The 24,874-nt window shown below is 63.5% G+C and carries 27 protein-coding genes and 1 pseudogene; 16 read left to right on the forward strand and 12 right to left on the reverse strand.

Annotated features, from left to right (window positions below):
• Positions 1 to 56 precede the first annotated feature (56 nt).
• From CXY74_RS11440 to CXY74_RS11450, 3 genes are read right to left on the reverse strand one after another with little or no spacing between them, the layout of a single operon-like run.
• Positions 57 to 395: a hypothetical protein gene (locus CXY74_RS11440; RefSeq protein ID WP_104200524.1), complete on the reverse strand. Its 339-nt coding sequence runs from the start codon at positions 393 to 395 to the stop codon at positions 57 to 59.
• Positions 395 to 1,042 carry an Asp23/Gls24 family envelope stress response protein gene (locus CXY74_RS11445; RefSeq protein WP_104200525.1) on the reverse strand — a complete coding sequence of 216 codons (648 nt, stop codon included), beginning with the start codon at positions 1,040 to 1,042 and terminating at the stop codon, positions 395 to 397. The genes CXY74_RS11440 and CXY74_RS11445 overlap by 1 nt, the downstream gene beginning before the upstream one ends.
• Positions 1,039 to 1,614 (reverse strand): RNA polymerase sigma factor, encoded by a 576-nt coding sequence (locus CXY74_RS11450; RefSeq protein ID WP_233193349.1) that lies wholly within the window; start codon positions 1,612 to 1,614, stop codon positions 1,039 to 1,041. Before CXY74_RS11450 ends, CXY74_RS11445 begins: the two co-directional genes overlap by 4 nt.
• A gap of 130 nt (positions 1,615 to 1,744) precedes the next feature.
• On the opposite strand from CXY74_RS11450, the gene CXY74_RS11455 reads away from it, so the two are divergent.
• From CXY74_RS11455 to CXY74_RS11485, 7 genes are all read left to right on the forward strand, one after another.
• Positions 1,745 to 2,221 carry an Asp23/Gls24 family envelope stress response protein gene (locus tag CXY74_RS11455; RefSeq protein ID WP_104200527.1) on the forward strand — a complete coding sequence of 159 codons (477 nt, stop codon included), beginning with the start codon at positions 1,745 to 1,747 and terminating at the stop codon, positions 2,219 to 2,221.
• Positions 2,218 to 2,412, forward strand: a complete 195-nt coding sequence (locus CXY74_RS11460; protein ID WP_233193350.1) for a DUF2273 domain-containing protein — start codon at positions 2,218 to 2,220, stop codon at positions 2,410 to 2,412. Before CXY74_RS11455 ends, CXY74_RS11460 begins: the two co-directional genes overlap by 4 nt.
• 2 nt (positions 2,413 to 2,414) lie before the next feature.
• Positions 2,415 to 2,855, forward strand: coding sequence for a hypothetical protein (locus CXY74_RS11465; protein WP_104200529.1), 441 nt, complete (start codon positions 2,415 to 2,417; stop codon positions 2,853 to 2,855).
• A gap of 32 nt (positions 2,856 to 2,887) precedes the next feature.
• Positions 2,888 to 3,460, forward strand: a complete 573-nt coding sequence (locus CXY74_RS11470; RefSeq protein WP_146070126.1) for a DUF6286 domain-containing protein — start codon at positions 2,888 to 2,890, stop codon at positions 3,458 to 3,460.
• The gene (locus CXY74_RS11475; RefSeq protein ID WP_104200531.1) at positions 3,457 to 4,062 is read left to right on the forward strand and encodes a hypothetical protein; all 606 of its coding nucleotides are present in this window, start codon (positions 3,457 to 3,459) and stop codon (positions 4,060 to 4,062) included. The genes CXY74_RS11470 and CXY74_RS11475 overlap by 4 nt, the downstream gene beginning before the upstream one ends.
• 100 nt (positions 4,063 to 4,162) lie before the next feature.
• A complete protein-coding gene (locus CXY74_RS11480) occupies positions 4,163 to 4,336 on the forward strand; it encodes a CsbD family protein (protein WP_104200532.1) in 174 nt (57 codons plus the stop codon).
• Positions 4,337 to 4,472: 136 nt separating this feature from the next.
• Positions 4,473 to 5,531, forward strand: coding sequence for a YihY/virulence factor BrkB family protein (locus CXY74_RS11485; protein WP_104200533.1), 1,059 nt, complete (start codon positions 4,473 to 4,475; stop codon positions 5,529 to 5,531).
• A 255-nt stretch (positions 5,532 to 5,786) separates the two neighbouring features.
• Here the strand turns inward: CXY74_RS11485 and CXY74_RS11490 are convergent, their stop codons facing one another.
• The 3 genes from CXY74_RS11490 to CXY74_RS11500 all read right to left on the reverse strand — a co-directional run bounded on the left by CXY74_RS11490 (position 5,787) and on the right by CXY74_RS11500 (position 9,447).
• Positions 5,787 to 6,305 carry a CarD family transcriptional regulator gene (locus tag CXY74_RS11490; RefSeq protein WP_104126853.1) on the reverse strand — a complete coding sequence of 173 codons (519 nt, stop codon included), beginning with the start codon at positions 6,303 to 6,305 and terminating at the stop codon, positions 5,787 to 5,789.
• Between the two features lie 11 nt (positions 6,306 to 6,316).
• The gene (locus CXY74_RS11495; RefSeq protein WP_104200534.1) at positions 6,317 to 6,988 is read right to left on the reverse strand and encodes a TetR/AcrR family transcriptional regulator; all 672 of its coding nucleotides are present in this window, start codon (positions 6,986 to 6,988) and stop codon (positions 6,317 to 6,319) included.
• A 101-nt stretch (positions 6,989 to 7,089) separates the two neighbouring features.
• Positions 7,090 to 9,447 (reverse strand): trehalase-like domain-containing protein, encoded by a 2,358-nt coding sequence (locus CXY74_RS11500; RefSeq protein WP_104200535.1) that lies wholly within the window; start codon positions 9,445 to 9,447, stop codon positions 7,090 to 7,092.
• 314 nt (positions 9,448 to 9,761) lie between these two features.
• On the opposite strand from CXY74_RS11500, the gene CXY74_RS11505 reads away from it, so the two are divergent.
• Complete coding sequence (locus CXY74_RS11505) at positions 9,762 to 10,772, forward strand: heparan-alpha-glucosaminide N-acetyltransferase domain-containing protein (RefSeq protein ID WP_104200536.1); 1,011 nt, start codon at positions 9,762 to 9,764, stop codon at positions 10,770 to 10,772.
• Positions 10,773 to 10,867: 95 nt separating this feature from the next.
• Here CXY74_RS11505 and CXY74_RS11510 read toward each other — a convergent pair whose 3' ends face one another.
• Both CXY74_RS11510 and CXY74_RS11515 read right to left on the reverse strand, forming a co-directional pair.
• Positions 10,868 to 11,638, reverse strand: coding sequence for a hypothetical protein (locus CXY74_RS11510; protein WP_104200537.1), 771 nt, complete (start codon positions 11,636 to 11,638; stop codon positions 10,868 to 10,870).
• A 135-nt stretch (positions 11,639 to 11,773) separates the two neighbouring features.
• A complete protein-coding gene (locus CXY74_RS11515) occupies positions 11,774 to 12,067 on the reverse strand; it encodes a DUF1905 domain-containing protein (RefSeq protein ID WP_104200538.1) in 294 nt (97 codons plus the stop codon).
• 432 nt (positions 12,068 to 12,499) lie between these two features.
• On the opposite strand from CXY74_RS11515, the gene CXY74_RS11520 reads away from it, so the two are divergent.
• The 5 genes from CXY74_RS11520 (at position 12,500) to CXY74_RS11540 (ending at position 17,883) form a co-directional block, all read left to right on the forward strand.
• Positions 12,500 to 13,237 carry a hypothetical protein gene (locus CXY74_RS11520; RefSeq protein WP_104200539.1) on the forward strand — a complete coding sequence of 246 codons (738 nt, stop codon included), beginning with the start codon at positions 12,500 to 12,502 and terminating at the stop codon, positions 13,235 to 13,237.
• A gap of 22 nt (positions 13,238 to 13,259) precedes the next feature.
• Entirely contained in the window at positions 13,260 to 13,763 is a 504-nt protein-coding gene (locus CXY74_RS11525; protein ID WP_104200540.1) for an SRPBCC family protein, read from the forward strand.
• A gap of 111 nt (positions 13,764 to 13,874) precedes the next feature.
• Positions 13,875 to 15,203, forward strand: a complete 1,329-nt coding sequence (locus CXY74_RS11530; protein ID WP_104200541.1) for a M20 family metallopeptidase — start codon at positions 13,875 to 13,877, stop codon at positions 15,201 to 15,203.
• A gap of 70 nt (positions 15,204 to 15,273) precedes the next feature.
• On the forward strand, positions 15,274 to 16,848 hold the full coding sequence (locus tag CXY74_RS11535) for an AbgT family transporter (RefSeq protein ID WP_104200542.1): 1,575 nt from the start codon (positions 15,274 to 15,276) through the stop codon (positions 16,846 to 16,848).
• A gap of 72 nt (positions 16,849 to 16,920) precedes the next feature.
• Positions 16,921 to 17,883: a RimK family alpha-L-glutamate ligase gene (locus tag CXY74_RS11540; protein ID WP_104200543.1), complete on the forward strand. Its 963-nt coding sequence runs from the start codon at positions 16,921 to 16,923 to the stop codon at positions 17,881 to 17,883.
• Between the two features lie 89 nt (positions 17,884 to 17,972).
• Here the strand turns inward: CXY74_RS11540 and CXY74_RS11545 are convergent, their stop codons facing one another.
• Entirely contained in the window at positions 17,973 to 18,881 is a 909-nt protein-coding gene (locus CXY74_RS11545; protein ID WP_104200544.1) for an EamA family transporter, read from the reverse strand.
• A gap of 44 nt (positions 18,882 to 18,925) precedes the next feature.
• Here CXY74_RS11545 and CXY74_RS11550 point away from each other — a divergent pair, with 44 nt between their 5' ends.
• Complete coding sequence (locus CXY74_RS11550; RefSeq protein ID WP_104200545.1) at positions 18,926 to 19,423, forward strand: MarR family winged helix-turn-helix transcriptional regulator; 498 nt, start codon at positions 18,926 to 18,928, stop codon at positions 19,421 to 19,423.
• Between the two features lie 64 nt (positions 19,424 to 19,487).
• Here the strand turns inward: CXY74_RS11550 and CXY74_RS11555 are convergent, their stop codons facing one another.
• Positions 19,488 to 20,156: a metalloregulator ArsR/SmtB family transcription factor gene (locus CXY74_RS11555; RefSeq protein WP_104200546.1), complete on the reverse strand. Its 669-nt coding sequence runs from the start codon at positions 20,154 to 20,156 to the stop codon at positions 19,488 to 19,490.
• Between the two features lie 101 nt (positions 20,157 to 20,257).
• On the opposite strand from CXY74_RS11555, the gene CXY74_RS11560 reads away from it, so the two are divergent.
• Both CXY74_RS11560 and ribA read left to right on the forward strand, forming a co-directional pair.
• Positions 20,258 to 21,487, forward strand: coding sequence for an NAD(P)/FAD-dependent oxidoreductase (locus tag CXY74_RS11560; protein WP_104200547.1), 1,230 nt, complete (start codon positions 20,258 to 20,260; stop codon positions 21,485 to 21,487).
• A gap of 95 nt (positions 21,488 to 21,582) precedes the next feature.
• Positions 21,583 to 22,179: pseudogene (gene ribA, locus CXY74_RS11565) on the forward strand (GTP cyclohydrolase II); the annotation flags it as partial.
• Between the two features lie 217 nt (positions 22,180 to 22,396).
• On the opposite strand, the gene CXY74_RS11570 reads toward ribA, so the two are convergent.
• Both CXY74_RS11570 and CXY74_RS11575 read right to left on the reverse strand, forming a co-directional pair.
• A complete protein-coding gene (locus tag CXY74_RS11570) occupies positions 22,397 to 23,317 on the reverse strand; it encodes a Brp/Blh family beta-carotene 15,15'-dioxygenase (RefSeq protein WP_158252355.1) in 921 nt (306 codons plus the stop codon).
• 62 nt (positions 23,318 to 23,379) lie between these two features.
• The gene (locus CXY74_RS11575; RefSeq protein WP_158252356.1) at positions 23,380 to 24,585 is read right to left on the reverse strand and encodes a lycopene cyclase family protein; all 1,206 of its coding nucleotides are present in this window, start codon (positions 24,583 to 24,585) and stop codon (positions 23,380 to 23,382) included.
• Positions 24,586 to 24,874: the final 289 nt, after the last annotated feature.

Genomic DNA, 24,874 nt, shown 5'->3' on the forward strand with positions numbered 1-24,874 from the left:
ACTCGCGCCAAGTGCCCTGCCCTGCCCTGCCGAGCAGCGCGACTATCCGTGATCGGCTAGACGTTCAGCCACACGCTGGCCACGATCACGACGATCTGCACGACCGGCGGGTTACCTCCCTGCTCGAGGTGCGCGGCGATCACGTCGTGCACCCGACCGCTCACGTCACCCGAAGACTTTGTTGCACCGATGCCGATCCTGGCCGTGACTCGAACGCCGTCAGCCCGCTGTTCAATGTGCACGAGGGGCGCTGCGGGCGCTCGATGGGCCACCGCATCGAGGGTGGCGGTGACTACGGTGGCCACCATCGACCCGGCCGGATACAGCGCGGCGACACCGGGCACCCGGCGCACCAATGCGTCCAGCTGGTCGAAAGAAGAAACGTCCGTGGTCATCATTTTTCCTGTTCGTGAGCGGATGCATCGGGCAGCGAATGCAGGTCACTCACGGTGATATCGATGGCCACCACGACCAGCTCCGTATATTTACTCAAAGTGGCATACATCGCGTCTCGTAGCTGATCGGCCAGCCGCGGTATATTCTCACCGGGGAATACAGTTACATCGACCCGGATGGAGATCGGTGCGCCAGGCACGCTGACGTCGCCGACCAGCACGCACCGGCCGACGAACACGTTCTGCATGCGATCGCCGGTTTCCCGCAGCATGCCACGCACGGCGCCCTCCGTCACGACGAGGCGCGCGATCGGAGACGGGTGGGCCAGCGGAATCTCCCGGCCGGCATGGGCCTCCAGCGTAATGTTGTTGAGAATGGACGACACCCAGCTGTCGTCGCGCCGGGATTCACGTTCGAGGTCTTGCTCAAGCAATGACCGCTGCGCTCGACGCAGTCGTTCGAGACCGCGCAGGGCGATCTCACAGTCGGGCGAATCGTCGATGCCTGGGTCGGCGGGCATCCGGTTGCGATCAAGGTAGTCGCTGAGTTGCTCGATGGTGTAACCGTTCAGGCCAGCCTGTTCCCCTTCGGTACTGTCGAGGTCGAATGCGAAAAAGCGCCGGTTCGCCGGTGTCCGTTCGGTCATCGCCAATCCTCCATCTGTCGCAGCAGGGTCTTGCGAGCGCGGGCCAGCAGTCCGCGCACGGTGGAAAGCGGCAGGTTCAGCTCGACGGCAATGTCACCGTAGCTGTACTCGGCGAGTTCGCGCAGGGTCCAGCAGCGCCGTTGATCCACGGGAAGACCCGCGAGCACTCGCGCGAGCGCTTCGGTCTCGGACTCCACCTCAGCGAGGACGTGTGGGGCATGACTCTCGGGCGCCGGGGCATCCGTGTCGTCGATATTGACATGCGGGCGTCGAGCGCGGAGCCGATCGATGCTCTTACGGCCAACGATGCGCATCAGCCAACTCTTGACAGCCTTGCCGTCTTCGAGAGTGCCGAGCTGCTGCCAGGCCGTGATGAACGATTCCTGCACCACGTCGTCGGTTTCGTCATTTGAACCGAGAACCCGGGTCGCGTAAACCCGCATGAGCGGGCCGTACCGACGAACGAGAACCTCGAAGGCACGCAGGTCGCCATCGGCAGCGCGGTCGGCGAGCACTTGGTCGGCAGCCGCATCGAGCGGCGACGCGACCTGCTCACGCACTCTGCCGGGCACCTCCCCTCCTTAGGCAAACTAGTCCAGAATATTTCTCATCTTTGTGTGACGAATACGCCACATGTTTCGTCTTACAGGTAACAATTTGTTCTGGCTAGACCAGACGGCCCTATACGAAGGAGCTTTTTCCATGGACCTCATCGACAGCAACGGCCCCGCATCGACGAGCAAGACCCCGCGTAGCCGCGCCCCGATCAGCCTACCGCTGACCGGTGAGTCCGCCACCGGAACCGGCAAGACCGTCATTAACGACGGCGTCGTGGCCAAGGTGGCCGGCATCGCCGCCCGCGAAGTCTCCGGCGTGCACGCGCTCGGCGGCGGCGCGGCCCGCGCCCTCGGAGCCATTCGTGAAGCAATGAACAGTACCGACGTGAGCCAGGGCATCTCGGTCGAGGTGGGAGAAACGCAGGTGGCGGTCGACGTGACAATCGTCGCCGAGTACCCGGTACAGCTGCAGCAGGTGGCCGACGATATCCGCTCGAGCGTTATTCGCGCCATTGAAGACCTCGTCGGCCTCGAAGTCACCGAGGTCAACGTGACGATCATCGATATTCACCTGCCCAGCGACGATGCCGATGCTGAGCCGAGTAAAGCCGCACTGCGGTGACTAACGCATCCCGAACGGGAATGATGGTCGGTGCGATTCTCGCCCTGACCTGGGTGATTCTGGGTTTCTGGGCGTTTCTGTTTGTTGCCCTGTCCATGCTGGTCGGCGCCCTGATCGGCCGCGTGGTTGACGGTCGTCTCGACCTCGGCTCACTGATCGGAGCGTTTCAGGGAAAGCGGTCATCATCGTGAGCGTGGCGACCGATACCACAAACGAGTGGTTTCTCGGCGGAGCGGTACACGACGCACCGAACGACGGTACTCCGCCCACGACCGTGACGCCTCCCCCGCCCCGCGGCCGCACCCGCATCGTGCCCCGGGCGCTCCGCCAGGTCGTTTCGATGGTCACTGCGGAATCGCTCGGCGTTCCCTCCGGTGAAGTCCGCGTGGAGCTCGGCGACGACCACGGCCGGCTCGCGCTCACGATCAGCACCACCATCCGCGTCGTCGCCCTCTCCCGCATCACCCGCGACCCAGCCGTCATCGCGCGCACTGGCGGAACAATTCTGGCCCGGTCGGCTCGGTCGCAAGCCGAAATTCTTCATCGCGTCGGAGAACTCACCGGCGCCGATGTCGGCCGTGTCACCGTGCGACTGACCGGCGTTGACGTGCAACAAGAACGCAGGGTGCAATGAACTCGGCACCGGCCGATCGGTCTTCAGAACCGATGACGCCAATTTACACGCGCATCAGCCGGCGTGAACTGCATTCGCCTCGGTCAGCGGCGGCCATCACCGTGGCGGGTGTCGTCATTTTGCTCTGCGCTTGGGTCGGCACCGAGATTATGCTGCTCATGACCAACCAACCGGCCCTGCTGGCGACCCCGGCCGAACTGGCAGCCGGCGTTGCATCCGTTTCGACTATGCCGGCTTCGCTACTCATCACCATTGCGCTCGCCTGCGCCCTTGTCGCCGTCGTCCTGTTGGTCGTCGCGGTCACGCCCGGGCGAAGAGCGCGGCATCTGATCGATTCGGAGCGAACGGTGACCGTCGTCGATGACGAGGTGATCGCGTCCGCTTTGGCCGGGCGCGCCGCTCGCGTGGGCGGCATCAACCCCGACGACACCCGGGTCAGTATTTCCCGTCGACTTGCCACGGTGCACCTCGTGCCGACATCGGGGCAACCGGTGCAGCGCGACTCGGTGCAGCACGCCGTACGCGACCAGCTCGATGGCCTGCACCTGCGACCGACACTGCAGACCCGGGTCGTCGTGGCCCATGGCGGAAAGGTCGGAACGTGAACAACACCAACCGCGCGCTCAACCGCAGCGTCATCCTGGTGACCGGGCTCTCGCTGCTAGCCGTGGCCACTCTGCTCGGCCTGCTCGCAACGCAAGTCACACTGCGGGATGCATGGACCACGGTTGCTGAGAGGGTTGGCGGCACGGTCGCCGGCTGGCTCCAATCTACGCCGCTCGGCAACACGCGAAATAGCTGGATCTGGATCATCGTCCTCACCCTGTTGCTGGCCGTGGTTGGCCTATTGCTCAGCTTCATTCTGCGGCAGGGCCGCGGCCACTCCGGCCACCTCATCAGTGAACAGACCTCGGACTGGGGCACCACACAGGTTGATTCGACGGTTGCCGAGCAAGCGCTGCACAACGCACTCGGCGAGCACCCCGAGTTCTTATCGACCCGCGTCTCGACCTACCGGGTGTCCCGCGACGCCGTACTCAAGGTCTCGGTGACCTGTCGACGAGGTACCTCCCCGACCGACGTCGTGCACGTCGTCGAACAGGCCCTGCTTGCCCTCGATGAACTCCTCGGCCAACGCATCCCCGCCCTGCTGCAGATCAGCGGAGGCTTCCGGGTGCGTACCGGTCGCACCACGCGCGTTCCCTAAATCCTTGAAGATGCCTCTCACCGACATTCACCCCCGACTGACGTTCAGCGCTTCCGCGCCGAACACTCCCCCAGAAACACCTCGCGAAAGAGAGAACACCATGAGTGCATCCGACAAGATCAAAAACGCCGCGCAGGACCTCAAGGGCAAGGCCACTGAGGCCGTGGGCAAGGCCACCAACGACGACTCCAAGGTCGCCGAAGGACGTGCCGACCAGACCGCGGCGAGCGCCAAGAAGGTCGGCGAAGACATCAAGGATGTCTTCAAAAAATAGTTCGAGATCTGCTGACTCCGAGCACGCGACATACCCTGAGATCTAGTCAGAACGCAGTAGATTTTTCTGTCCGCAGGTCGCCATCGCCCGACCGACCGCGACCTGCGGCTTCACTCGAACCGAGCAGGAGACTTTTATGGCAGACACGGGCCAAAGCCAGAAACTCACCGGCGCCCCTGCCCCCGATGACGACCGCAAGCCGGACACGCCGGCCAAGGTCACGAAGTCCTCCTGGAAATACGTCTTCAAACGCACGCTCAGCGAATTCAGCACCGACCAGTGCACCGACATCGCGGCGTCGCTCACCTACTACGCCGTGCTGTCGCTGTTTCCCATGCTCATCGCCCTGGTTTCGCTGCTCGGCGTGTTCGGTCAGGGGCGGCAGTCCGCCGACACCCTGCTGACGATTCTCGCCTCGGTCGCCCCCGGCGACGCCCTCGACGTCATTTCGGGGCCGATCGAACAGTTCAGCACCGCGCCGTCCGCCGGGTTTGCACTGGTGGCGGGGATCGCGGTCGCGATCTGGTCGGCATCCGGTTATGTCGGAGCCTTCAGCCGCGCCATGAACCGCATCTACGAGATCGACGAGGGCCGGTCATTTCTCACGCTCAAGCCCACGCAGTTGCTCGTCACCGTCATCAGCATCGCCCTGCTGCTCGTAGCCGTGTTGACTGTGGCCATTTCCGGCCCCATCACGGATGCCGTCGGCGCCGCCCTCGGCCTCGGCCAGACCGTGCAGCTGGTCTGGTCCATTGCCAAGTGGCCGGTGCTTGCGGCCACCGTCGTGTTGCTGATCGCGGTGCTGTACTACTTCACCCCAAACGTGCGCCAGCCGAAATTTCGCTGGCTGAGCCTCGGAGCACTGGTCGCCCTCGTTGCGATCGTCGTCGCGTCCCTGGGATTCGGGTTCTACGTCGCGACGTTCTCGAACTACGCCAAGACCTACGGTTCGCTCGCTGGAATCGTCATCTTTCTGCTCTGGCTGTGGCTGACCAACCTTGCCTTGTTATTTGGTGCGGAGTTCGACGCCGAACTCGAGCGTGGCCGCCAGCTGCAGGCGGGCATCGCCGCCGAGCAGAACATTCAGCTACCCCCTCGCGGCACCAGGAAGAGCCAGAAAGCCGCCCTGAAAGAGATGCAGACCGTCACCGACGGCCGTCGCATCCGCAAAGCCAACGCCGGCCCGCGCCCCTGACGATTTCCAGGACGCCCGGACCCTCTGCCGCGTCGTTTCGTTTGCTCCAGACCCGAGCGCGGAACGCTGTCTCCCGACCCGCCCTGTTTGCGCTGGCCGCGTGCATCGGCTGGGGAGTCTCGACCGCGGTCGGCCCGCTCACCGCACTGACCACGCTGCTCTGCGCCCCGCTGGTCCCAAGCTCCGCTAGCCCTGGAGTGCCCACACACGAACACCCTCGCTCGCAAGGCGAACGAGGGTGTTCGGTCAATCCGACTAAACGGTTATTTCAACCGGCTCATCACTGACGACGTAGTTCTGAATTTCGATGAGCAGCAGGTCGCCGGCTTCCTGGTCGGTCAGGCCCTGGGCCAGAGCGAGTTCGGAGACGAGAATCTGACGGGCCTTTTCGAGCATCCGCTTTTCGCCGGCAGAGACGCCCTTGTCCTGGTCGCGACGCCACAGGTCGCGCACGACCTCGCTGACCCGGTACACGCTGCCGCTGGCCATTTTCTCCTGGTTGGCCTTATAACGGCGTGACCAGTTGCCCGGCTCCTCGGTGAAGGCGTTCTGCAGAATTTCATACACAGCGCTGACACCCGCGGCGTCGATGACGTCGCGCACGCCGACGAGCTCGACGTTGTCGACCGGCAGCTGAATGGTCAGCGCGCTCGTGTGCACGTTGAGGGTCATGAACTGCTTCTCGACGCCCTTGATGTTGCGGGTCGCGAGGGCCGTAATGGTGACCGCTCCGTGGTGCGGATAGACCAGGGTTTCGCCGATTTCGATCTTCATAGAATGTGCCTTCAGTTTTGTGTGGGTGATGCAACGCGAACAGGCGTTGCGCTTAAGATTTCAGGTTCGAGCAGCCAACCCGGCAGCAGCGCTACGAGCTGGTCGACGAGTTCGTCGTCAGAGACGTCGAGGTGACCGCGCATCCACGCACCAATCAGGGTGAGCGCGCCGCCGGCAACGTAAGTGGTGACCAACTTGGCGTTTACCGCATCGTCAAAGACGAGCACCGACTGCAGCATGCGGGTGGCGTAGGCCTCGATGATCTGGTCGTGCGCGCTGCGGGTGAGCGGCAACTCCAGCACGCTCGCGTACAGGGGAAAGTTTTCCACCATGTGCGCGACGAGGCGGGCATAGCCGAGGCGTGAGGCATTTTCACCGGTCCTCGGCCGCGGCAGGTCCAGCCCCGCCGAGCCGATGTCGGCGAACTGTGCCTGCAGCAGCTCAGCGGCAAGCACGTCGAGGCTCGCAAAATGCGCATAGAACGAGCTACGGCTGATCCCGGCCAGGCGCACGATCTCGGCGACCGAGACTGATGCCCCCGGCTGGGCGTTCAGAGCACGAATCGCCGTGAGAATGAGCTGCCTGGTGCGCTCCGCCCGCGGATCGTGGGTGAGCTTCGACTCAAGCTGAACATCTGACTGCACCTGAATCGCCTGCAGGCGCGGGTCAGTCAACGAAGTCATTACATGATACTAACACTTTTCGGACACGTGTCCGAGATAACGGACCGTTTCACGGCTGACTCGCGAAAAAAGATGCCCCTTCGCGAGTCAGCCGCACACTCTTAGCGCCTGCGGTACTCGTCGAGCAGCTGCGCGCACCGGATGAAACCGAGGTGCGAGTAGGCCTGTGGGTGGTTGCCGAGGTGGGTTTCGGTGGCCGGGTCGAATTCCTCGGACAGCAATCCGGTCGGACCGACCAGGGAGATGAGCTGATTGAACAGTGCCTCAGCCTCGTCGATACGCCCGGTGAGCACATAAGCCTCGATCAGCCAGGTCGTGCAAATGTGAAAGCCACCCTCGAGGCCGGGCAGACCGTCGTCGTAGCGGTAGCGGAACACCGTCGGGCCCACGCGCAGTTCGCGCTCCACCGCACTCACGGTCAGCTGGAAGCGCTCGTCGGTCACGTCGAGCAGGCCCGACAGTCCGATGTGCAGCACGGCAGCGTCGAGGTCGGGGCTGTCGTAGGCCACGGTGTACGACTGGGCTTCCTCACTCCAGCCTTCGCGCAATACCTCCTCGCGAATGGTGGCGGCAAGTTCGATCCAGCCCGTTCCCACGTCGCGTCCGTGCCGCACCGCGGTACGGATGGCCCGGTCCACGGTCACCCAGCACATCGTCTTCGTGTAGGTGTGGTGCCGCGGCGAGCGCCGGGCCTCCCAGATGCCGTGGTCGGGTTCGTGCCAGCGGCTCGTGACGGCGTCGACCATCTCGGTGAGCAGGTGCCACTGAAAGTCCGAGAGGGTTCCCTGCCGGGCACTCAAGGTGTCGATAAGTTCGGCGACCGGCCCGAACACGTCGATCTGCACCTGATTGTCGGCGGCGTTCCCGATGCGTACCGGGCGGGAGCCGGCATAGCCGGGCAGCGACTCGAGGCTTGCTTCGGTAGACAGCGACGATCCGGTGACCGAGTAGAGCGGATGCAGCCACTGCGCGCCGGGACTGTCATCCACGACCCCGGCCAGCCAGCGCAGAAATCCATCAGCCTCGTCGGTCGAACCGAGGTCGACGAGCGCCTTGACCGTCATCGAGCCGTCGCGCAGCCAGCAGTAGCGGTAGTCCCAGTTGCGCGTGCCGCCGATTCCCTCGGGCAACGATGTCGTGGAAGCGGCGAGTACCGCTCCGGTCGGTTCGTAGCAGAGGGCGCGCAGTACGAGGGCTGAGCGGCCGACGAGCGAGGGCTTCACGCTCGGCAGTGACAATGAATTGACCCAGGCACGCGAGTCGTTCATGACCGCGCCGCGCCGCGCCGCTTCGCCGGAGGCATCCGCTGTGTACGGCTCGGTGTCGCCGCAGCGCAGGTTGAGCATGATCGCGCCCTGCGAGAGGTCGACGACGGCGGTGGCCGTTTCGTTGCGGCCGTCACTCGTGACCGTGAACTCGACGCCGGCCGCCGAGAGCACGATCGGGTCGGCAGTGCCGGTGATGGTCACCAGACCGTCGGTCGCGTGCATGTTGAAGAATGCGACGGCGTAGTCGGGCCGCGGCGCGAACACGATGCGGGCAAGCCCCGTGCCGGTCAGCTTGCGTACGAGGTTGGTGATGCCGAGTGGGGACGGCTCGATGTAATCGGTGACGGTGACGTCGGCCCAGCGGGTTTCAACGATCATGGTGTTGTCGACGTAGCGCTGGCCCAGCACGCGGCTCTTCTTGACCGGTTCGATCGAGAAGTGTCCGGCTTCTTCGCTGCCGAGGATACTCGCGAACAACGAGCCGGAATCGGGCAGCGGATGCGTCATCCAACAGATGCGCGCCTCCGGCGTCACGAGGGCGGTCGAGGTGCCGTCACCGATCATGGAGTGGCGTTCAATGGCGACGACGTGCTGACCGAACAGCCAGTCCTTGCGCAGCTCGAACAGCAGGGCCAGAATCTGGGCGAGCTTTTCGGGGCCGCTGATGCGGTGAGCGGCGACGGATTCGTCGTCGCCGATGCGAATGCCGAGGTCGGGGCCGTGCAAGGTGTTCATGGCCATTTCGTCGCTTGCGGCATCGCCGGCGAAGAACGCTGCGCTGACGCCGAGACGGGTGCGCAGCCGGTCGAGCGCGATGCCGGAATCCTGGGACTCATCGGAGGGCTCGGGGGCGTCAAAAAATTCCGAGTCGAATTCGGCTCCGTTCGACCCGACCAGGTGTACCTCCCGCGGCAGCCGGGAATCCGCGGCCAGGTCGCGCAGCGGGCGCCCCGACATGACGGCCGTATGGGTATTGGGCAGGGCGGCGAGGGCGCGCAGGGCGGTCGCAGACTCGGCCAACAGCACGGACGGCACGCTCGAGGCAACGTGATGGGACAGCGTGCCTCCGTAGTTGCAGGCCACGAGCAGAGACGGGGTGCGGGCGAGTTGTTGCAGATCCTGCAGTATCTCGCTTGACAGCCCCGTCAATGTGCGTGGGAGGTTCTTGGAAAGATTCATGCGATGGGGCATATGGAGGTTCCTTGCAGAAGGGCGTCGACCGTCAAACCAGTTGCTAGACCTAGCGACGTTACCATTTGCCGCAGGCCGGTCTGCGGGCGACCCGCTTTCTCGCTGGGTGTTGTCAGAATCAGGCGGCCCCCCACCCGCTCGCCGTCTACCCTTCCCGGTATCGGCTCGCGGCACGCGTTCGTGCTCACGGCACTCGTTAGCGCTCGCAGCACCCCTACCAAGGGACGCCGCGAACCGGAAAGCGTGCCGCGAGGACCCGCGGTCTCGGGCAACCTCAGCGCGAACCTGCCCGGATGAACCCGTAGCCTGTTTTCATGCACAACAGGGCCGACGCGAACGAACGGGTCGTCGCCATCGACATCGCCAGGGGCCTGGCGATCATCGGCATGTTCGTGGCGCATGCCATCCCGCGCCTAAGTGACGCCGAGCTGCTCGCCGACGGGCGATCCTCGATTTTGTTCGCGACCCTGGCCGGGGTATCGCTCGGTATCATGACCGGGTCACAGCATCCGCTCGCGCGCGGCCAGCGTTCCAAGCGTGTGACCGGCATCGTGGTGCGCGCGCTCGTCCTGTTTCTGCTTGGCATCGTGTTGGCCAGCTTGCAGAGCGGCGTTGCCGTCATTCTGCACTTCTACGCCCTCATGTTTCTGCTGCTGATTCCAATGCTTTTTCTACAGCGGTGGCTGATCGCCTTGGTCGGCGTCGTCTTTCTCTTCGGCGCACCGTTGCTGGGCGCCGCCCAGGGCGAAGTGGATGCCGCCCGGCCGCCGCTCGCCTACCTGGTCGACTATTTCTTTCTCAATGGCACCTACCCGGTGCTCATCTGGATGCCTTTTCTGCTGGCCGGGCTCATGATCGCGCGCTCCGATCTGGGCAGTGCGAAAACCCAAGTAGCCCTCGTCGGTGCCGGAACAGCAGCGGTGGTCGCCGGCTACGGCGCGGCCATCGTGCTCCCCGGGGTCAACGCCGCGGCCCATTCCGGATCGATCGCCGAGGTGATCGGCTCCGGCGGGGTCGCGGTGGCACTCATTGGAGCGTTGCTCTGGCTCACCGCTGTTCGGCGGCGGTCTGTGGGGCGTGCGCTGCGCGTGATCCTCTGGCCGGTCGGGGCGACGGGCCAGATGGCACTGACCGTCTACACCCTGCAGATTCTCGCCCTGGCCGTTATCGCCGGCAGCACCGAAATCGACTATCCCGGCTGGCCGCTGCTGATCGGGATGCTGCTAATCACCTTCATCGGCGCCAGCCTGTGGCGTTATTTTCTCGGCAAGGGCCCCCTGGAACGCTTGCTCGCCGCGCTGGCCCGGGCGCCACGCTTTCGCTAGCGACGCGCGGCTGCGCGTGACACGGATGCCCGCCATCAACCCGACCAACAGTGCGCCGAGTCGAAAATGACCAGCCACACAACATTAATGTCGGCTCAGCGGATGCCGCCAATGCGCTCCAGCGCCGCCCGCATGATCTGCGCCTCGGGTGTCGGGGCCACGTGGTGGTTCGTGTAGATACCGACGAGCCACTCCAGAACCTCGTCTTCACTCATGGCTACGGCGTTCCAGTCCACCCCCGGCTCGGCGGCCGTTCGCGGCTCGCCGGACTCCAGGTCGAGCCAGGCTCGGGCGATCGGCGTGTCGGGGTCGTCGTTGTTCATGTTCCAGAGCAGGGCGATCGGGTGGTTATCCCCCTCGACATGCTCGTGGTCGACGCGCCCAGAACCGAGCCACGGCAGCGTCAGCAGCTCGCCGATGATTCCGACTTCAATCAGTTCGAGCTGGGTCGGTTCAGTCTCGGGAACGTAGAGTGTAAACCCCTGCTCGAACCACTCGGCGGCCTCAAAGATCGAGTCGAGCAGTTCATCGAGGGCGTCGATCTCCTGCACCAGGATGAGCGCCCACTCGAGCAATTTTTCGGTCTGATCGGCTGGCCACGGGCTCTCGAACGGATCGCTTGTGCCGTGGTAGTGAAAGCTGGGTCCGGCCTCGTCGAGCAGCACGTGCAGCTGGCCACTGTCGAAGTCGATCGACAGGTTGAGCGCCCCGCCCTCATCGTCGCGGTCGGCGAACAGGTCGGGGTGCGCCAGCTCCGCCGGTAGGGTGACGGCCGCGGCGAGCCGGGGGCCCAGATCGAGAACGACGCGAAACTGGATGGTCGGCAGGCGCAGGGTTTCATCCTGCTCGAAGTGCTGGTCTGACATACCCAAAGTTTATCGACCACGGGGTGGTCTCCCAGCAGCATGCGGTCTGGCCGCACTTTTGTCGACATGGCACAGGCGTCAACCAGTCCGACAGATGACGGGCGGCCGACGACTGGATTTCGACCGATATCGCGGTCAGCTGAATCGTTGATCGAGGTGAACTTCAGCTTCATCGCCGATCACTTTGCCGATTGTTTTGCGCAGGGCTGCCTTGAGCGGAACCATGTGCGTTCCATCGCCCATCGGGAGCAGTGTCGCGTGAAAAGGATGCCCGTCGATCGTGCCGGCAACTTTCACAGGCTTTCTGGTGCCGAAAAAAATTCCCGACTCAGGCATGACAACGCAGGTCCAGCCGCTGTTGCGCTCGGTGGTGACTGTCGCCGTGAAGGTGGCATCGATATTGTGCGGGTAGTCCTCCTGGGCAGGCATGATTCCTCTCCTATCTCTCTAGTGCTTCTGAAACGCACGCCAAGGAATTTGGCGAGAAGGTCGGCATTCCGCAGCAGCTGGTCCTCTTCGAGCCAAGCCTCGTGTGAGAAATAGCCCGCCACGATGCGTGCGAACTGTAACCGGAAATAGCGGTTCGGTAAAACGAGGACTCTGTCATCGTGACGGAGACCAGGGTACGCATGTGCTGAGGATAGCGCTCGGCGTAAATGAGGGCCAGTGTGCAGCCCCAGGATCCGCCCCCAGCGCCCAACGGGTGATTCTCAGCAGGGTGCGCAGGTGCTCGATGTCCACGCAACAGCTCACCACCGTCCTGATCCAGCGCAAGCACCGATCGAGTGAGAGGGCGCCCGTCGTGCCCACCTCGACAGGTCGATCTCGGTCGTGTGTGCGGCACTGTCCTAGGGTGGTCGCATGGACGCCGACATCAACTTCTACTTCGACCCGGTTTGCCCGTTTGCCTGGATGACCAGCAAGTGGGTGCGACAGGTGCAAAAGCAGCGCGACTACACCGTGGACTGGCGGTTCATCTCGCTGCGCCTGATTAATGCCCGGGTCGACTACGACGCGCACTTTCCTCCCGAGTACGAGGCTGGACACACCGCGGGGCTTCGGCTCCTGCGGGTAGCCGCTCGGACGCGAGCGGAGCACGGACGCGAGGCGGTAGCGCCGCTGTACGCCGCGTTCGGGACCCACATCTTCGACACTGCCCCCGGCTATGACGACCAGCGGACCGAGGGCGAGGTACGTGAGCTCCGCGGGACGCGTAAGTTCGTGGAGCCGATCCTCGCCGAGGCGGGCCTGCCGCTCGAGCTGGCGGAAGCTCTCGATGACGAATCATGGGACCTGGAGATCCAGCAGGAGACAGACGAGGCGCTCTCGCTGACAGGAAAAGACGTGGGCACGCCCATCATCCACTTCGAGCCGCCCGCCGGTGTTGCCTTCTTCGGGCCGGTGATCAGCCGGCTGCCCCACGAGGACTCGGCGGCCGAGTTGTGGGACCACGTGGTCGCTCTGGCACGCTTCCCGGGTTTTGCCGAGCTCAAACGCAGCTTGCGCGAGCAGCCACAGCTGGCCGCGTTCGGAGTCGACACGGACACGGCCGGAAAGCAGGAGGACTGGCACGGCGGCAGTCGGCGGCAGAAGAAGTGACTCCGTTCGTTAGGGTAAATGCATGAGTGAGACACGCATCCTCAGCCACCAGGAGTCGGTCATCGTCGAGGCGTCGGCCACGTTTCTCTACGACCTACTCTCCGACATCACCCGCACCGGCGAATGGAGCCCGGTCTGTACATCGTGCTGGTGGGACGACGAAGCCGAGGCCGGTCGGGTGGGCGCCTGGTTCACCGGGCGCAACGAGCTCCCGCACCGGACCTGGCAGACCCGGTCTGAGGTGGTGACGGCAGAGCGCGGTCACGAGTTCGCCTGGGTGGTGGGCGGCAGCTTCGTCCGCTGGGGCTTCAGCTTCGCGGCCGCAAAGACCGGGACGAAACTCACTGAGTCTTGGGACTTCCTGCCGGGCGGGATCGCCATGTTCAAGGAGAAGTTCGGCGGAGACGCCCACGCGCAGATCACCGACCGTACCCAGCAAGCCCTCGACGGCATCCCGAAAACCCTCGCCGCGATCAAGCGGATCGCCGAGGTTTCCCTAAAGTCGGGGGAGCAATCGCCGGCATGACCGGGCCGCTCGTCCGTGGCCGTATTATGTCTGCTACCAGCACCGGTTCTGAAGATGACGGCATGGGTCAGCACGGCGACACCGGGTAGTCTCCCTGTCTAGGGTGGATATATGAGCCATTCCACAGTGCCGAGTACCACGTATCTGCAGAAGCTTCAGGCCGAAACCGCCCGCAGGATACAGACCTATGAGTCGGTGCCGTCGCCTTTCTCCGGGGCCCCGGAGGAACTCGTAAGCGCGGTCGAAAGCCAGGTAGAGGCGCTCGCCCCAGACCTGAACGACGTCGTTCACACCCTGCACGCCGACCCGGAGATCGCCTTCGCCGAGCGTCGAAGCTCCGCCTATCTGGTGGAGCTGCTCGGTCGCTATGGGATAGACGCGCAGCTCGGCGTGCACGGACTCGACACGGCGATCCGCGCCGAGATCGGCTCAGCCGACGGCCCGGCCATCGCTATTCTCAGCGAGTATGACGCCTTGCCCGACGTCGGGCACGGCTGCGGGCACAACGTGATCGCCGCCACCGGAGTCGGCGCTTTCCTCGCACTGGCCAACACTCTCAAGGAGAATCCCAGCGCATTCAGAGGCCGGGTGTTCTTTCTCGGTACTCCCGCCGAGGAAGGCTTTTCCGGCAAAGAAGTAATGGCCAGGCATGGCGCCTTCGATGGCATCGACGCCGCAATCATGGTGCACCCATACGGCTACGACCTCGCCGACCAGGTGTGGCTCGGCCGGCGCGTGCTCACCGTGACGTTCACGGGCGTCGCGGCGCACGCATCCGCTCAACCTTTTATGGGTCGCAACGCGCTCGACGCCGCAACCCTGGCGTACCAGGCCGTTGGCTTGCTACGCCAACAGCTGCCGCCGGTAGACCGCGTGCACGCTGTAATCAGTGAGGGGGGAACACGGCCGAGCATCATTCCCGAGCGCGCAGTACTCAAGCTCTACGCCCGTTCCAAGTTCGCGGACACGCTCAAAGACCTCAGCGTGCGACTGGACGACATCGCGCGCGGCGCGGCATTGATGACGGGAACGAGTGTTGAGATCGACTGGGACGAGCACGCCCCCTCACTCCCCGTGCGCACGAACAGCGCGCTCACCGGTCGCTGGGTCGCCGCCCAGCAGCGCCGCGGGCGCCAGCCACTCCCGCTTGGCGTGGTGTCGGAAACCATCGCAGCGTCCACCGACTTCGGCAACGTGAGCCATCGCATCCCCGGTATCCACCCACTGATCAAGATTGCGGCATCCGACGTTGCCCTGCACACCCGTGAATTCGCGGCGGCCGCCGCAACGGATGCCGCAGAGTCGGGCGCCCTCGACGGCGCCTGCGGTCTCGCCCTCACCGCCCTGGATTTTCTCTGCGACGCCGAATTGCGCCGAAGCGTGGCCACAGAGTTCGCGGAGCAGGGCGGCGCCATCGATGTGCCGCACTTCTTCGACTGACGCCTCACCGGGCACTGCCTAACTCCGCTCACACCGATCGTTTCGTTCCATCCGACGCAAGGTAGTCCCCATGTCTTCAGCACAGATCCCCACTCGGCGCACCGTTCTGATCGACCGTGTCCTTGGCGGAATCGAACGCGTCGGCAACAAGCTGCCCGACCCGTTCATGCTCTTCCTGCTGCTGTTCGCACTCACGGCGGTGGCGTCGACCGCCATGGCTTGGGCCAACGTCACGGTGCAGCTGCCCGGGACCGACGAGATCACAGTGATCAAGGGCTTCTTCACCGCCGAGGGGCTCACCTGGTTCACCCAGAACATTGGGGTCAACTACGTGGGCTTCCCGCCGCTGGCGACGGTGCTACCCATCCTGCTCGCGGTCGGTGTTGCCGAGAAGTCCGGCCTGCTCGCTGCGCTGATCCGTAAGGCTTTCGGTTCGGCGCCGCGCTGGTCGCTGCCCTACGCCGTGGCGTTCGTGGGGGTCGTGGGGTCGATCATGTCGGATGCAGCATTCGTGGTGATCCCCCCACTTGCAGCCCTGGTGTTCAAGGCCGCCGGCCGGCATCCCGTCGCCGGGCTGCTCGGCGGGTTTGCCGCCGTAGGTGCCGGCTACTCGACCTCGCTGTTCGTGACAAGCCTCGACGCCCTATTCGCCGGAATCACCACGTCGGTCACACAGAACCTACCCAATGCCGGTTCCGTTGTGACCCCGGTTTCAAACTACTTCTTCAATGTGGTCTCCGCGGTCGTACTCATCGCCCTGGCCGGCTTCATGATCGACAAAATCCTCGAACCGCGGCTAGGCCGCCAAGGGATCGCGCGCGAGGAGATCATCGACGACGACAACGCGTCGGGTCCCGCCGCGATGAACACGCGGCTCACGGACACCGAAAATCGTGGCCTGTTCTGGGCATTCGTGGCGGGCGTCGTCGTCGCCGGAGTGATCCTCGTCGGCGTGCTCCTTCCGGAATCCCCGTGGCGAAACGAAGACGGCGGGTTCCTGCCTCGCTCGCCCCTGTTGAGTTCGATCGTGTTCATCGTTTTCGCCACGTTTGTGATTCCGGGGCTGGTGTACGGCAAGATCACCGGAACCATCGCCAGGGGCAGTGACGTACCCCGCGTGATGGGGCACGCCATCAAGGACATGAGCGGATTCCTCGTGCTCGCGTTCATCCTCGGCCAGTTCGTCGCCCTGTTCAATTTCTCCGGAATCGGAAGCTGGCTGGCCGTTGCCGGAGCCGGGGGCCTTGAGTCCATCGGCCTCACCGGATTTTCGGCCGTCGTTGCCTTCGTGCTGCTCGCCTCGCTGCTGAACCTTTTCATCATTTCCGGTTCGGCCATGTGGACGCTGATGGCCGCCGTGTTCGTGCCACTGTTCGTGTTACTTGGCTATGAACCCGCCTTCATCCAGGGTGCTTTCCGGGTCGGCGATTCGGCCACCCAGGTACTCACCCCCCTCAATCCGTACATGATCGTGCTCCTCACGATGCTGCGCAAATACGAGCCACAGGCGGGGCTCGGCACCATAATCGCCCGCATGCTGCCCTTCGCAGTCACGTTCTGGCTCGCCTGGGTGGCCGTGCTGAGTGTCTTCTTCTTTTTCGACCTGCCGATGGGCCCGGGCAACGGCATCATGATCCCGCAGTAGTGACGACGCAAGACCCAAGGAATACCCTGCGTCGGGGCCTCCTTACGATCAGTGCAACCCGAAAGGATTTTCATGACTGTTAGCCAGCCCACGATCTATGCCCTGCACGAGAACCCCGAATGGTTTGCGCCGTTCGCCCGGGCCTTTGAAGCAGAGGGTATGGAGGTGAAGGAATGGCTGCTCACCAACGGCGTTCTCGACCTGGATTCGGTACCACCGGAAGGAATCTTCTGGTCGCGCATCAGCGCATCCGCTCACACGCGTGACCATGGAAAGTCCAAAGATTACGCCCGCGCCGTGTTGGCCTGGCTCGAGGCCCACGGCCGCCGCACGGTCAACGGCCGACGTGTGCTCGAGCTTGAAATGAGTAAGGTCGAGCAGCTGGTCGCGCTCAAGGCCGTTGGCATCGACACCCCGCGCACCGTGGCAGCGGTGGGCCGCGAGCAAATCCTCACCGCCGCACGCGACTTTCCCACCCCGTTCATGACCAAGCACAATCAGGGCGGCAAGGGTCTGGGCGTGCGCAAGTTCACGAGCCACGAAGAGCTCGCCGAGTACGTTGCTTCCGACGAGTTCGAGGAGCCGCAAGATGGCATCACACTGGTTCAGGAATACATCCAGGCTGCACAACCGTTCATCACCAGGGCCGAGATCGTCGGCGGCGAGTTCATCTACGCCGTCAAGGCCGACACCGCGCGCGGCGGTTTCCAGCTGTGCCCAGCGGATGCCTGCGCCATCGACCCGATCACGCGCGAGCTGATCATGCCTCCCGGCGCCACTATCGCCCCCGTAGCCGGTCAGCAGCTGTTCAGCCTGCGCGAAGACTTCGACCACTCGATTATCGAGAAATACCTCGAGTTCGCGCGCCGGAACGGGTTGGAAGTGTGCGGTATCGAATTCATCGAAGCCGAAGACGGCCGAGTGCTCACCTACGACGTGAACACCAACACGAACTACAACGCGGCCGTTGAGGCCGAGGCGCTTCGTTCGGCTCCACGTGCCCTGGCGCGGTACCTCAAAAAGCTCGCAGTCTGAGTACTGGGCGGCCGGTCCGGGGACTGCTCACCAAACGAGTAACGTCGCACATTATGCCCTCCCACGGCGATCGCGAACGGTGAGCCTCGTCAAATGCGGATCTGCTGAGAATAGAGATCAGCATCACCGCAGCACGTACGCGTTGCGCGCCTGGAAATAATGGCGGCGGAGATTGAGCTGAGCACGATGACGATCCCGGCTATCTGCACTGGGGTGAGGTCTTCGTCGGCGATTATCCAGCCGAGGAGGATGGCCACGACGGGGCTGAGTAAGCCAAGGAAGGCCGTGGTGCTTGCCGCAAGCTGTGCGATTCCACGAAACCACATGACGTAAGCGAACGCGGTGCCGATGACCGACAAATAGGTATATCCGACGACGTTAAGCGGTGTCAGGGGAGCAACGGGAAGGCCCTCGATCACGAGCATGAGGAGCAGGAGGGAGAGGCCTCCTGCGATGAGCTGCCATGCAGTGGTCGTGAGTGGGGGCGCGGGCTGCCCCCACTTTTTGGTGAGCACGATCCCCGATGCCATGGAAAGGGTTCCGCCAAGAGCGGCCAGGAGGCCGATGGTGTCGAGGCGGGCTTGGGCCTGGAGCACGATGAGGCACACGCCGAATAGGCCGGTAGCGCCGGCGATGCCAACCCGGCCCGTCAAACGCTCGTGGAGAACGCGGCTGGCCAGAAGGGCGATGACGAGCGGCTGAATACCGCCCATGATCGCGGCCACACCGCCCGGGAGTCGGTAGGCCGCGATGAAGAGCAACGCAAAGAACGCTGCGATGTTGAGAATGCCCAGGACCCAGGATTTCCACCACCATGCGCCGCGTGGCAACCGTCGGCAGAGCAGGAGAAGGAGGATTCCCGCAGGAAGTGCGCGCAACGTAGCCGCGAGCAGCGGCCGATCCTCCGGCAGCAGCATCGTGGTTGTCAGGTAGGTCGTGCCCCACAGCGCCGGGGCCAAAGCTGTTGTCACCAACAAGAAAGTTCGATTGCTAAGCACTTAGTCATTATACCTAAGTGGTTAGCAATTGGTACAATGGCGTCATGCCGGACCACGTTGACCGAATCATTGAACAGTGGCGCAAAGAAAAGCCCAGCCTTGATGTATCACCCATGGCCGTCATCGGTCGATTAAGTCGCACCGCCCACGTCGTGGAATCGCGACTTGCCAGAACATTCGCCCAGCACGGCTTGGATGCTGCCGCCTTTGACGTGCTCGCGACCCTTCTGAGAAGCGGTGTTCCCTACCGTATTACCCCGTTCGCGTTGGCGCGTGAGGCCATGATTTCAACGAGCGCAGTGGCCCAGCGACTAAACAAACTGGAGAATCGCGGGCTTGTCACGCGCCAGGCAAACCCCGGCGACGGTCGCGGTAAGCTCGTTGCACTCACCGATGCGGGCAGAGATCTCATCGAGACGGCATTGCCCAATCACCTCGAAACCGAGCTTGCCATCACCGCCGCGCTCAGCGATGAGGAGCAGACCGTTCTCGCGGACCTCCTTCAACGACTCAGTACCGCCGCCAGTATTTGCATCAAGTGAGCGCCTGGCCGATGATGCGGGCTGCGTCGGTGAACGCTTTGGGGTTTGCGCCGGGTCCTGCCGCCTACTCGGCATTCCGGGCGATACGCACGCAACAATATCCGTCTTTCGGTGCAAATTGCACCTTGCGCGCGCGCTCACCCGCACCTTCCGCGACCCCTTCCAGCAGGGCCAGGTTGGCCGCGCAGATGGTCTCGGTATGACTCTGCGCCAGCTGGTGGAATGGGCAGTTGTGAAGAAGCAGTCCGCCATCACCATCATCCAAAGGCTCATATCCGGTTGACTGCAGCACCGCGTCCAATGAGCCGGCACTCGTGCCCAATGCACGACCGTGTTCTTCGGACACCCGAGCGAGCGACTCCTGGGCGGGCTCCCCTGTGCGGTCAGATTGCTCGATGGCAGAAATCAACAACTCTCCGGCCAGAGCGTAGTATCGGCCCGGAACGGACACGACGATTTCGTTGGCCGCGCGACGGTACAGCTTGGCCGGCCGTCCAGCTCCAGGACCAGTTCGGCCGGTGCGGCGCTGAAATCCGGTGTCCAACAGCCCGCATCGAGCAAGTTTCTCCAAGTGAAACGCCACCGTCCCGCGCGGAACGCCCAGCGCCTCGGCCGCCTCATCACGGCCCACCGGCGTGGCGCTCTGGGAGACAAGATCGAACAAAGCGCGACGTAGCGGGTCGCTGAGCGACGCTATTGCGGAGATGTCGTCCGTCCGTGATTGTTCCTTCATAGTGATGATCGTAACTCTAAAACAAAGTATCTTGACAAAAGAAACGGAAGGCTCCTAAAGTTGGGCTACGAAGCTCGCCAGCAGACCAGTAAAGAGGAAACATGCCGGATTCTCAGAGTTATGTCATCGTCGGAGCAGGGCTTGCTGGTGCGTCCGCTGCCAGGACGCTGCGCGAAGAAGGCTTTACCGCGCCGATCCAACTGATCGGCGCCGAAGCGCACCGGCCCTATATCCGCCCCCCGCTCTCGAAGGACTACCTCAGCGGATCCAGTGACCGCGACTCTGTCTACGTAGATCCCCAGGACTGGTACGCGCAACATGACGTGGACTTACTCCTCGACACTTCTATTGCCCGCATCGATGCCCCCCGCCAACTCATTCATACCGCTGCCGGTGAGGCCATCGCGTACAACAAGCTGTTACTAGCCACTGGCTCGTCATCTCGCCGCCTGTCGATTCCCGGGGCAGGCCTCGACGGGGTGCGCTACCTGCGCACGCTTGATGACTCCGATACGCTGCGCCCGTTGCTTGCGGGCGGAAGCCTGCGCCTCATCTTGATCGGCTCGGGCTGGATTGGCATGGAGGTAGCTGCGACGGCGCGCACCCTGGGAAACGACGTGACAATTCTTGAACGCGACCCGATCCCTTTGGCGAACGCGCTCGGCGACGAGCTCGGCCAAATGTTCGCCGATCTCCACGAACAAAACGGCGTCATTCTGCGACGTTCGGTGTCCGTTGACAGTGTTCTCGGACAGGACGGCCGAGCTACCGCTGTGAAACTCACCAGCGGAGAGGTCATTCCCGCGGACCTCATCTTGGTCGGCATTGGTGCCACGCCCAACGTTGAGCTGGCCGACTCAGCGGGGCTAACGATCGATAACGGTGTCTCCGTCGATGCATCCCTTCGCACGAGCGACCCGGCAATCTACGCAGCGGGTGACGTTGCCAATGCCTACCATCCCGTGGCGAAGTTGCGACTGCGCAGCGAACACTGGGCCAATGCATTGAATGGTGGAAAGGCTGCGGCCCGGTCGATGCTCGGCCAGAAGGTGTCCTTCGACGACATCCCCTACTTCTATACCGACCAGTTCGACGTCGGAATGGAGTACTCCGGATTCGGGCCCCTGGCGCGGGGAGCTGAGGTGGTCTATCGAGGCGACCGGGCTGGCCGTGAATTCATCGCCTTCTGGGTCGCGGGTGAAAAAGTTGTGGCTGGAATGAACGTGAATGTCTGGGATGTCAACGAAGCCGTGCAAGGCATCATCCGGCGCGGCAACCAGGTCGATCGCGCCCGGCTCACGGATGCCCATGTGCCACTGGAATCGCTGTGATCATGGCTGAAACATGTTTCAGTATCACCCCTTCGGGGGCACCCACCGCGGTACTCTCCGCGGAGGGAGTGGGTGTCGGCACCATTCGTTCGATCGAGATGTCCGGTGTCACGTTTGAAGTCGAAACGACCGTCCCGACCAAGCACGGCACTTTCCAGTTCCGCGCCTACCGCGACCTCGTCACCGGCAGCGAACATCTCGCCGTCGTGTCCGGCACACCAACCGACGGCTGCCTCGTTCGTGTGCACTCCGAATGTCTGACAGGTGAAGTCTTCGAATCTCAGAAATGTGAATGCGGCCCCCAACTTGACTCCGCCCTCAACACAATCAATCAGTATGGCGGTGTCGTGATCTACATGCGCGGCCACGAGGGCCGCGGCATCGGACTCGTCAACAAACTCAAGGCCTACCGACTGCAAGAAGCCGGCTTAGACACGCTCGATGCGAACCTCGCGCTCGGTCTCCCCGCGGATGGCCGTGATTATTCCGCCGCGGCTGCGATTCTCCACAATCTCCGGCTGCAGGCGGTGCGCCTGCTCACCAACAACCCGGACAAGGTCGACCAGCTCACCGCGCACGGGATCACCGTCCTCGAGCGCGTATCACTCACAGCAGGTGCCCATCCCGCCAACTCCGCATATCTACGCACCAAACGTGATCGCATGGGACATCTCCTTCAACATGCACTCTGATCCTGAAATGCAAGACTCGCCGGGTCTTGTCTACTCACCACCCCGGGTGGTCAATAAGTCCCAATCAATTTCACACGCATACTGATGCGGAGGTAAAAGACAGCACTGCGCAAGAGTTCCGCGCCAACACAGCCGCCCGCGAATTAGGCGTGGTTTGTATCTAATAGCGTTCCAGGTCCACCGCCTCACCGCCTCACCGCCTCACCGCCTCACCGTCTCAATCAATAACTTTCCGGCCACTGGCGACGCGGCCACCCACCACATGATCGGGTGGTCTTGACGCCCGCCGGTGACGGTTTTCCTGAGTGACGACGATCATGTGCGGCACGGTTAGTCCCGCCAAACCGATGAACACTACCTGCAGAATCTGCTCGCTGAGGGCGCCGTCGGGGCCGAGCCAGACCAGCACTGCGCTCACGAGAAGGATGGGCACCACGGTGTAAACCATCACCATCAGGGCAGACAGTCGTCCACCACCACGTTCGGCACGGAACCCCGCCTTCAGGTGGCGAAAACTGTGCAGCGCGCAGAAATACAGCAGAAAGAAGACGAGCGGATCTGTTGCGAGCGCGAGCATGGTTGCGAGCAGAATTTCAATGCTTTCGTGCGCTCGACGTCGGAGGGCGACCAGGGCGGCGATCAGCAAGCTGGCCAGGGCGAGCGGCCCGAGCCACTCTTGCACGTTGGCCACTATCGCGCCTCCGTCTCCGGCCAGCACCACGTAAGCGGCACTCACCTGCGCGGGATGTGACAGCGCCGGGACAGTGAGCAGTCCGAAGCCGGCGAGAAACCGCAGCCACAACGCCCGGTCGGCATTCCAATCGGACCCAAAGTGCACAGCAGACACGAGCAGGAACGTAACCAGGCTCGCCACCGGAGCGATCAGCCAAAGCAACACAACGCCGATCACGACGAGAATGTACGCCAGGTTGAATCCGGCGAAGCCCAGTGGGGTGCGCCACAGTCCGACGCGGCGCGCGATCAGCGGATCGAGGGCGCCGTGGGGCAGGCCCAGAATCCCAACCAGCACCCCGAGGAGCACGATCTGAATCGTGAGCGAGGGCAGTGGCAGGCCCAACCCGAGCACGACCAAGGTGAGCAGGGCGAGGCTGGCGAACACCACCGTCTCGACGGGCACCCGGCGCCACCGCGGCCTGACGCGGGCGGACCCCGGCCGAGACGGAGCTGTTTGGCCGGGCATCACGGCTCGCTCGTGCTCGTGCTGGGCATTGCGGTGACGTCCGCGGCGACCGGCAGGGCCGGTGCAGGGCTGAGCACGGTGGGCGCGGCCAGCTGGGCGATGAAGGGGCTCCACGGCAGGCTGGAGATGATGCGCGCGTAGTCCGCGGCCCGCGCACCGTCACTGAGGAAACGCACCAGTGCGGCCGGGGGAACGCCGCGGGCGAGGGCGAGAAAATACTCTGCGGTGCGTTCCGGGTGCGCTCGAACAGCCTGCAGAAAAATGCGATCGAAGGTGCGTCGCAGTCGAGGTTCTTCCGGATGTCCCACGGCCTCCCGCCCCGCGAGCAGGCGTTCCGTGCACAGCTGGGCCCAACGTGCAATGCGCAAGAACCCGTAGCCCGAAGCAGCCCGCAGCGCACCGCCAGCGTTGCCAGCATGCACCACGCCGGCGATTGGCGGCGCGGCCTGGCGGCCCAGTCCCATAGCCAGCACGCCGCCCTCGCTTCGCACCCGGCGGGCGTCAGCCAAGCCGAGTCCGGTAAGCACCTGATCCAGCTCCAGGACCAGGCGGTCCCGGTTGATCGGCGCCGTGCCGAACCGCGTCCATTCCACGATCGCGCGGTTTGATCCCAGCGGCAAGGCATACACAAAGCCCAAGCCCTCGGCGTCGGACGCGAGGGACCCCATCAGCGTCACCTCGCCAGGGTCGAACGGCAGCGGACAATCACGTTCCAGTTCGAGTCCCACGAAGCTCTGGTACAGCATCGTCGCGGCAGCCCGGGGCCGGGTATCAATCACCTGACGCGCCAACAGCGTGCCAGCGCTGGACTCCACCCGAACGCCACCCGAAACCGCCGTGACCGTGCCGGCACGCACCCCGAGGCATAGCTCGACGCGCGGCGACTCGGCAATGTCGGCCTGCGCGCTCGCGTAGAAATCGCTGCCCCGAACGTATTGGTAAGCCAGCCCGGGTACCTGGTGCCGAACGGTCAAACCCGCTGCATCGGAAAAAGTCCATGTGTTCCAACGTCGCGAGACCAAATGTGACAGATCATGCTGTTCCGGTCGCCAAAAACACCAGCTGCGATCGTCTTGATAGGCCGTGCGAGGTTCCAGCAGCACGACGCGCGCGCCGAAACGCTCCCGAGCTAACCGGGCCGCCAAAGTGAGCCCGGCCAAGCCCGCGCCCAGTATCACGAGGTCAGCGTCCACGTCATGAATCATCCGACTCCTTTGCACTCGATCTCGTGCCATGGTGCGGATCGGGTGATTTACAAAAATAGCCTAGCGAGAAACCCGAAACCGATCAGCATTTCCCGGAATCGGTCTCGAATTTGCTGGCAAAATCTTGTCGGCCGGAGTATGTTTTGGTACATAACTTGGTTAGCTATATTTTTCGATTCGATCGCCGTCATTTCGGCAAATGCTCGTAGACAGTAGAGGACATCTTGATACCTGACTCCCTAACCCAGACCCAGTACGACACCATCTACAACGTGTTCTCCCTCGTGAT

This window comes from Cryobacterium sp. Y29 (genome assembly GCF_002929825.1).
Classification (GTDB): domain Bacteria; phylum Actinomycetota; class Actinomycetes; order Actinomycetales; family Microbacteriaceae; genus Cryobacterium.

Coding starts and splice junctions, on each gene's coding strand:
- CXY74_RS11440 (WP_104200524.1), bottom strand. CDS start 395: ATGACCACGGACGTTTCTTCTTTCGACCAGCTGGACGCATTGGTGCGC.
- CXY74_RS11445 (WP_104200525.1), bottom strand. CDS start 1,042: ATGACCGAACGGACACCGGCGAACCGGCGCTTTTTCGCATTCGACCTC.
- CXY74_RS11455 (WP_104200527.1), top strand. CDS start 1,745: ATGGACCTCATCGACAGCAACGGCCCCGCATCGACGAGCAAGACCCCG.
- CXY74_RS11470 (WP_146070126.1), top strand. CDS start 2,888: ATGACGCCAATTTACACGCGCATCAGCCGGCGTGAACTGCATTCGCCT.
- CXY74_RS11480 (WP_104200532.1), top strand. CDS start 4,163: ATGAGTGCATCCGACAAGATCAAAAACGCCGCGCAGGACCTCAAGGGC.
- CXY74_RS11485 (WP_104200533.1), top strand. CDS start 4,473: ATGGCAGACACGGGCCAAAGCCAGAAACTCACCGGCGCCCCTGCCCCC.
- CXY74_RS11490 (WP_104126853.1), bottom strand. CDS start 6,305: ATGAAGATCGAAATCGGCGAAACCCTGGTCTATCCGCACCACGGAGCG.
- CXY74_RS11495 (WP_104200534.1), bottom strand. CDS start 6,988: ATGACTTCGTTGACTGACCCGCGCCTGCAGGCGATTCAGGTGCAGTCA.
- CXY74_RS11500 (WP_104200535.1), bottom strand. CDS start 9,447: ATGCCCCATCGCATGAATCTTTCCAAGAACCTCCCACGCACATTGACG.
- CXY74_RS11505 (WP_104200536.1), top strand. CDS start 9,762: ATGCACAACAGGGCCGACGCGAACGAACGGGTCGTCGCCATCGACATC.
- CXY74_RS11510 (WP_104200537.1), bottom strand. CDS start 11,638: ATGTCAGACCAGCACTTCGAGCAGGATGAAACCCTGCGCCTGCCGACC.
- CXY74_RS11515 (WP_104200538.1), bottom strand. CDS start 12,067: ATGCCTGCCCAGGAGGACTACCCGCACAATATCGATGCCACCTTCACG.
- CXY74_RS11520 (WP_104200539.1), top strand. CDS start 12,500: ATGGACGCCGACATCAACTTCTACTTCGACCCGGTTTGCCCGTTTGCC.
- CXY74_RS11525 (WP_104200540.1), top strand. CDS start 13,260: ATGAGTGAGACACGCATCCTCAGCCACCAGGAGTCGGTCATCGTCGAG.
- CXY74_RS11530 (WP_104200541.1), top strand. CDS start 13,875: ATGAGCCATTCCACAGTGCCGAGTACCACGTATCTGCAGAAGCTTCAG.
- CXY74_RS11535 (WP_104200542.1), top strand. CDS start 15,274: ATGTCTTCAGCACAGATCCCCACTCGGCGCACCGTTCTGATCGACCGT.
- CXY74_RS11540 (WP_104200543.1), top strand. CDS start 16,921: ATGACTGTTAGCCAGCCCACGATCTATGCCCTGCACGAGAACCCCGAA.
- CXY74_RS11550 (WP_104200545.1), top strand. CDS start 18,926: ATGCCGGACCACGTTGACCGAATCATTGAACAGTGGCGCAAAGAAAAG.
- CXY74_RS11555 (WP_104200546.1), bottom strand. CDS start 20,156: ATGAAGGAACAATCACGGACGGACGACATCTCCGCAATAGCGTCGCTC.
- CXY74_RS11560 (WP_104200547.1), top strand. CDS start 20,258: ATGCCGGATTCTCAGAGTTATGTCATCGTCGGAGCAGGGCTTGCTGGT.
- CXY74_RS11575 (WP_158252356.1), bottom strand. CDS start 24,585: ATGATTCATGACGTGGACGCTGACCTCGTGATACTGGGCGCGGGCTTG.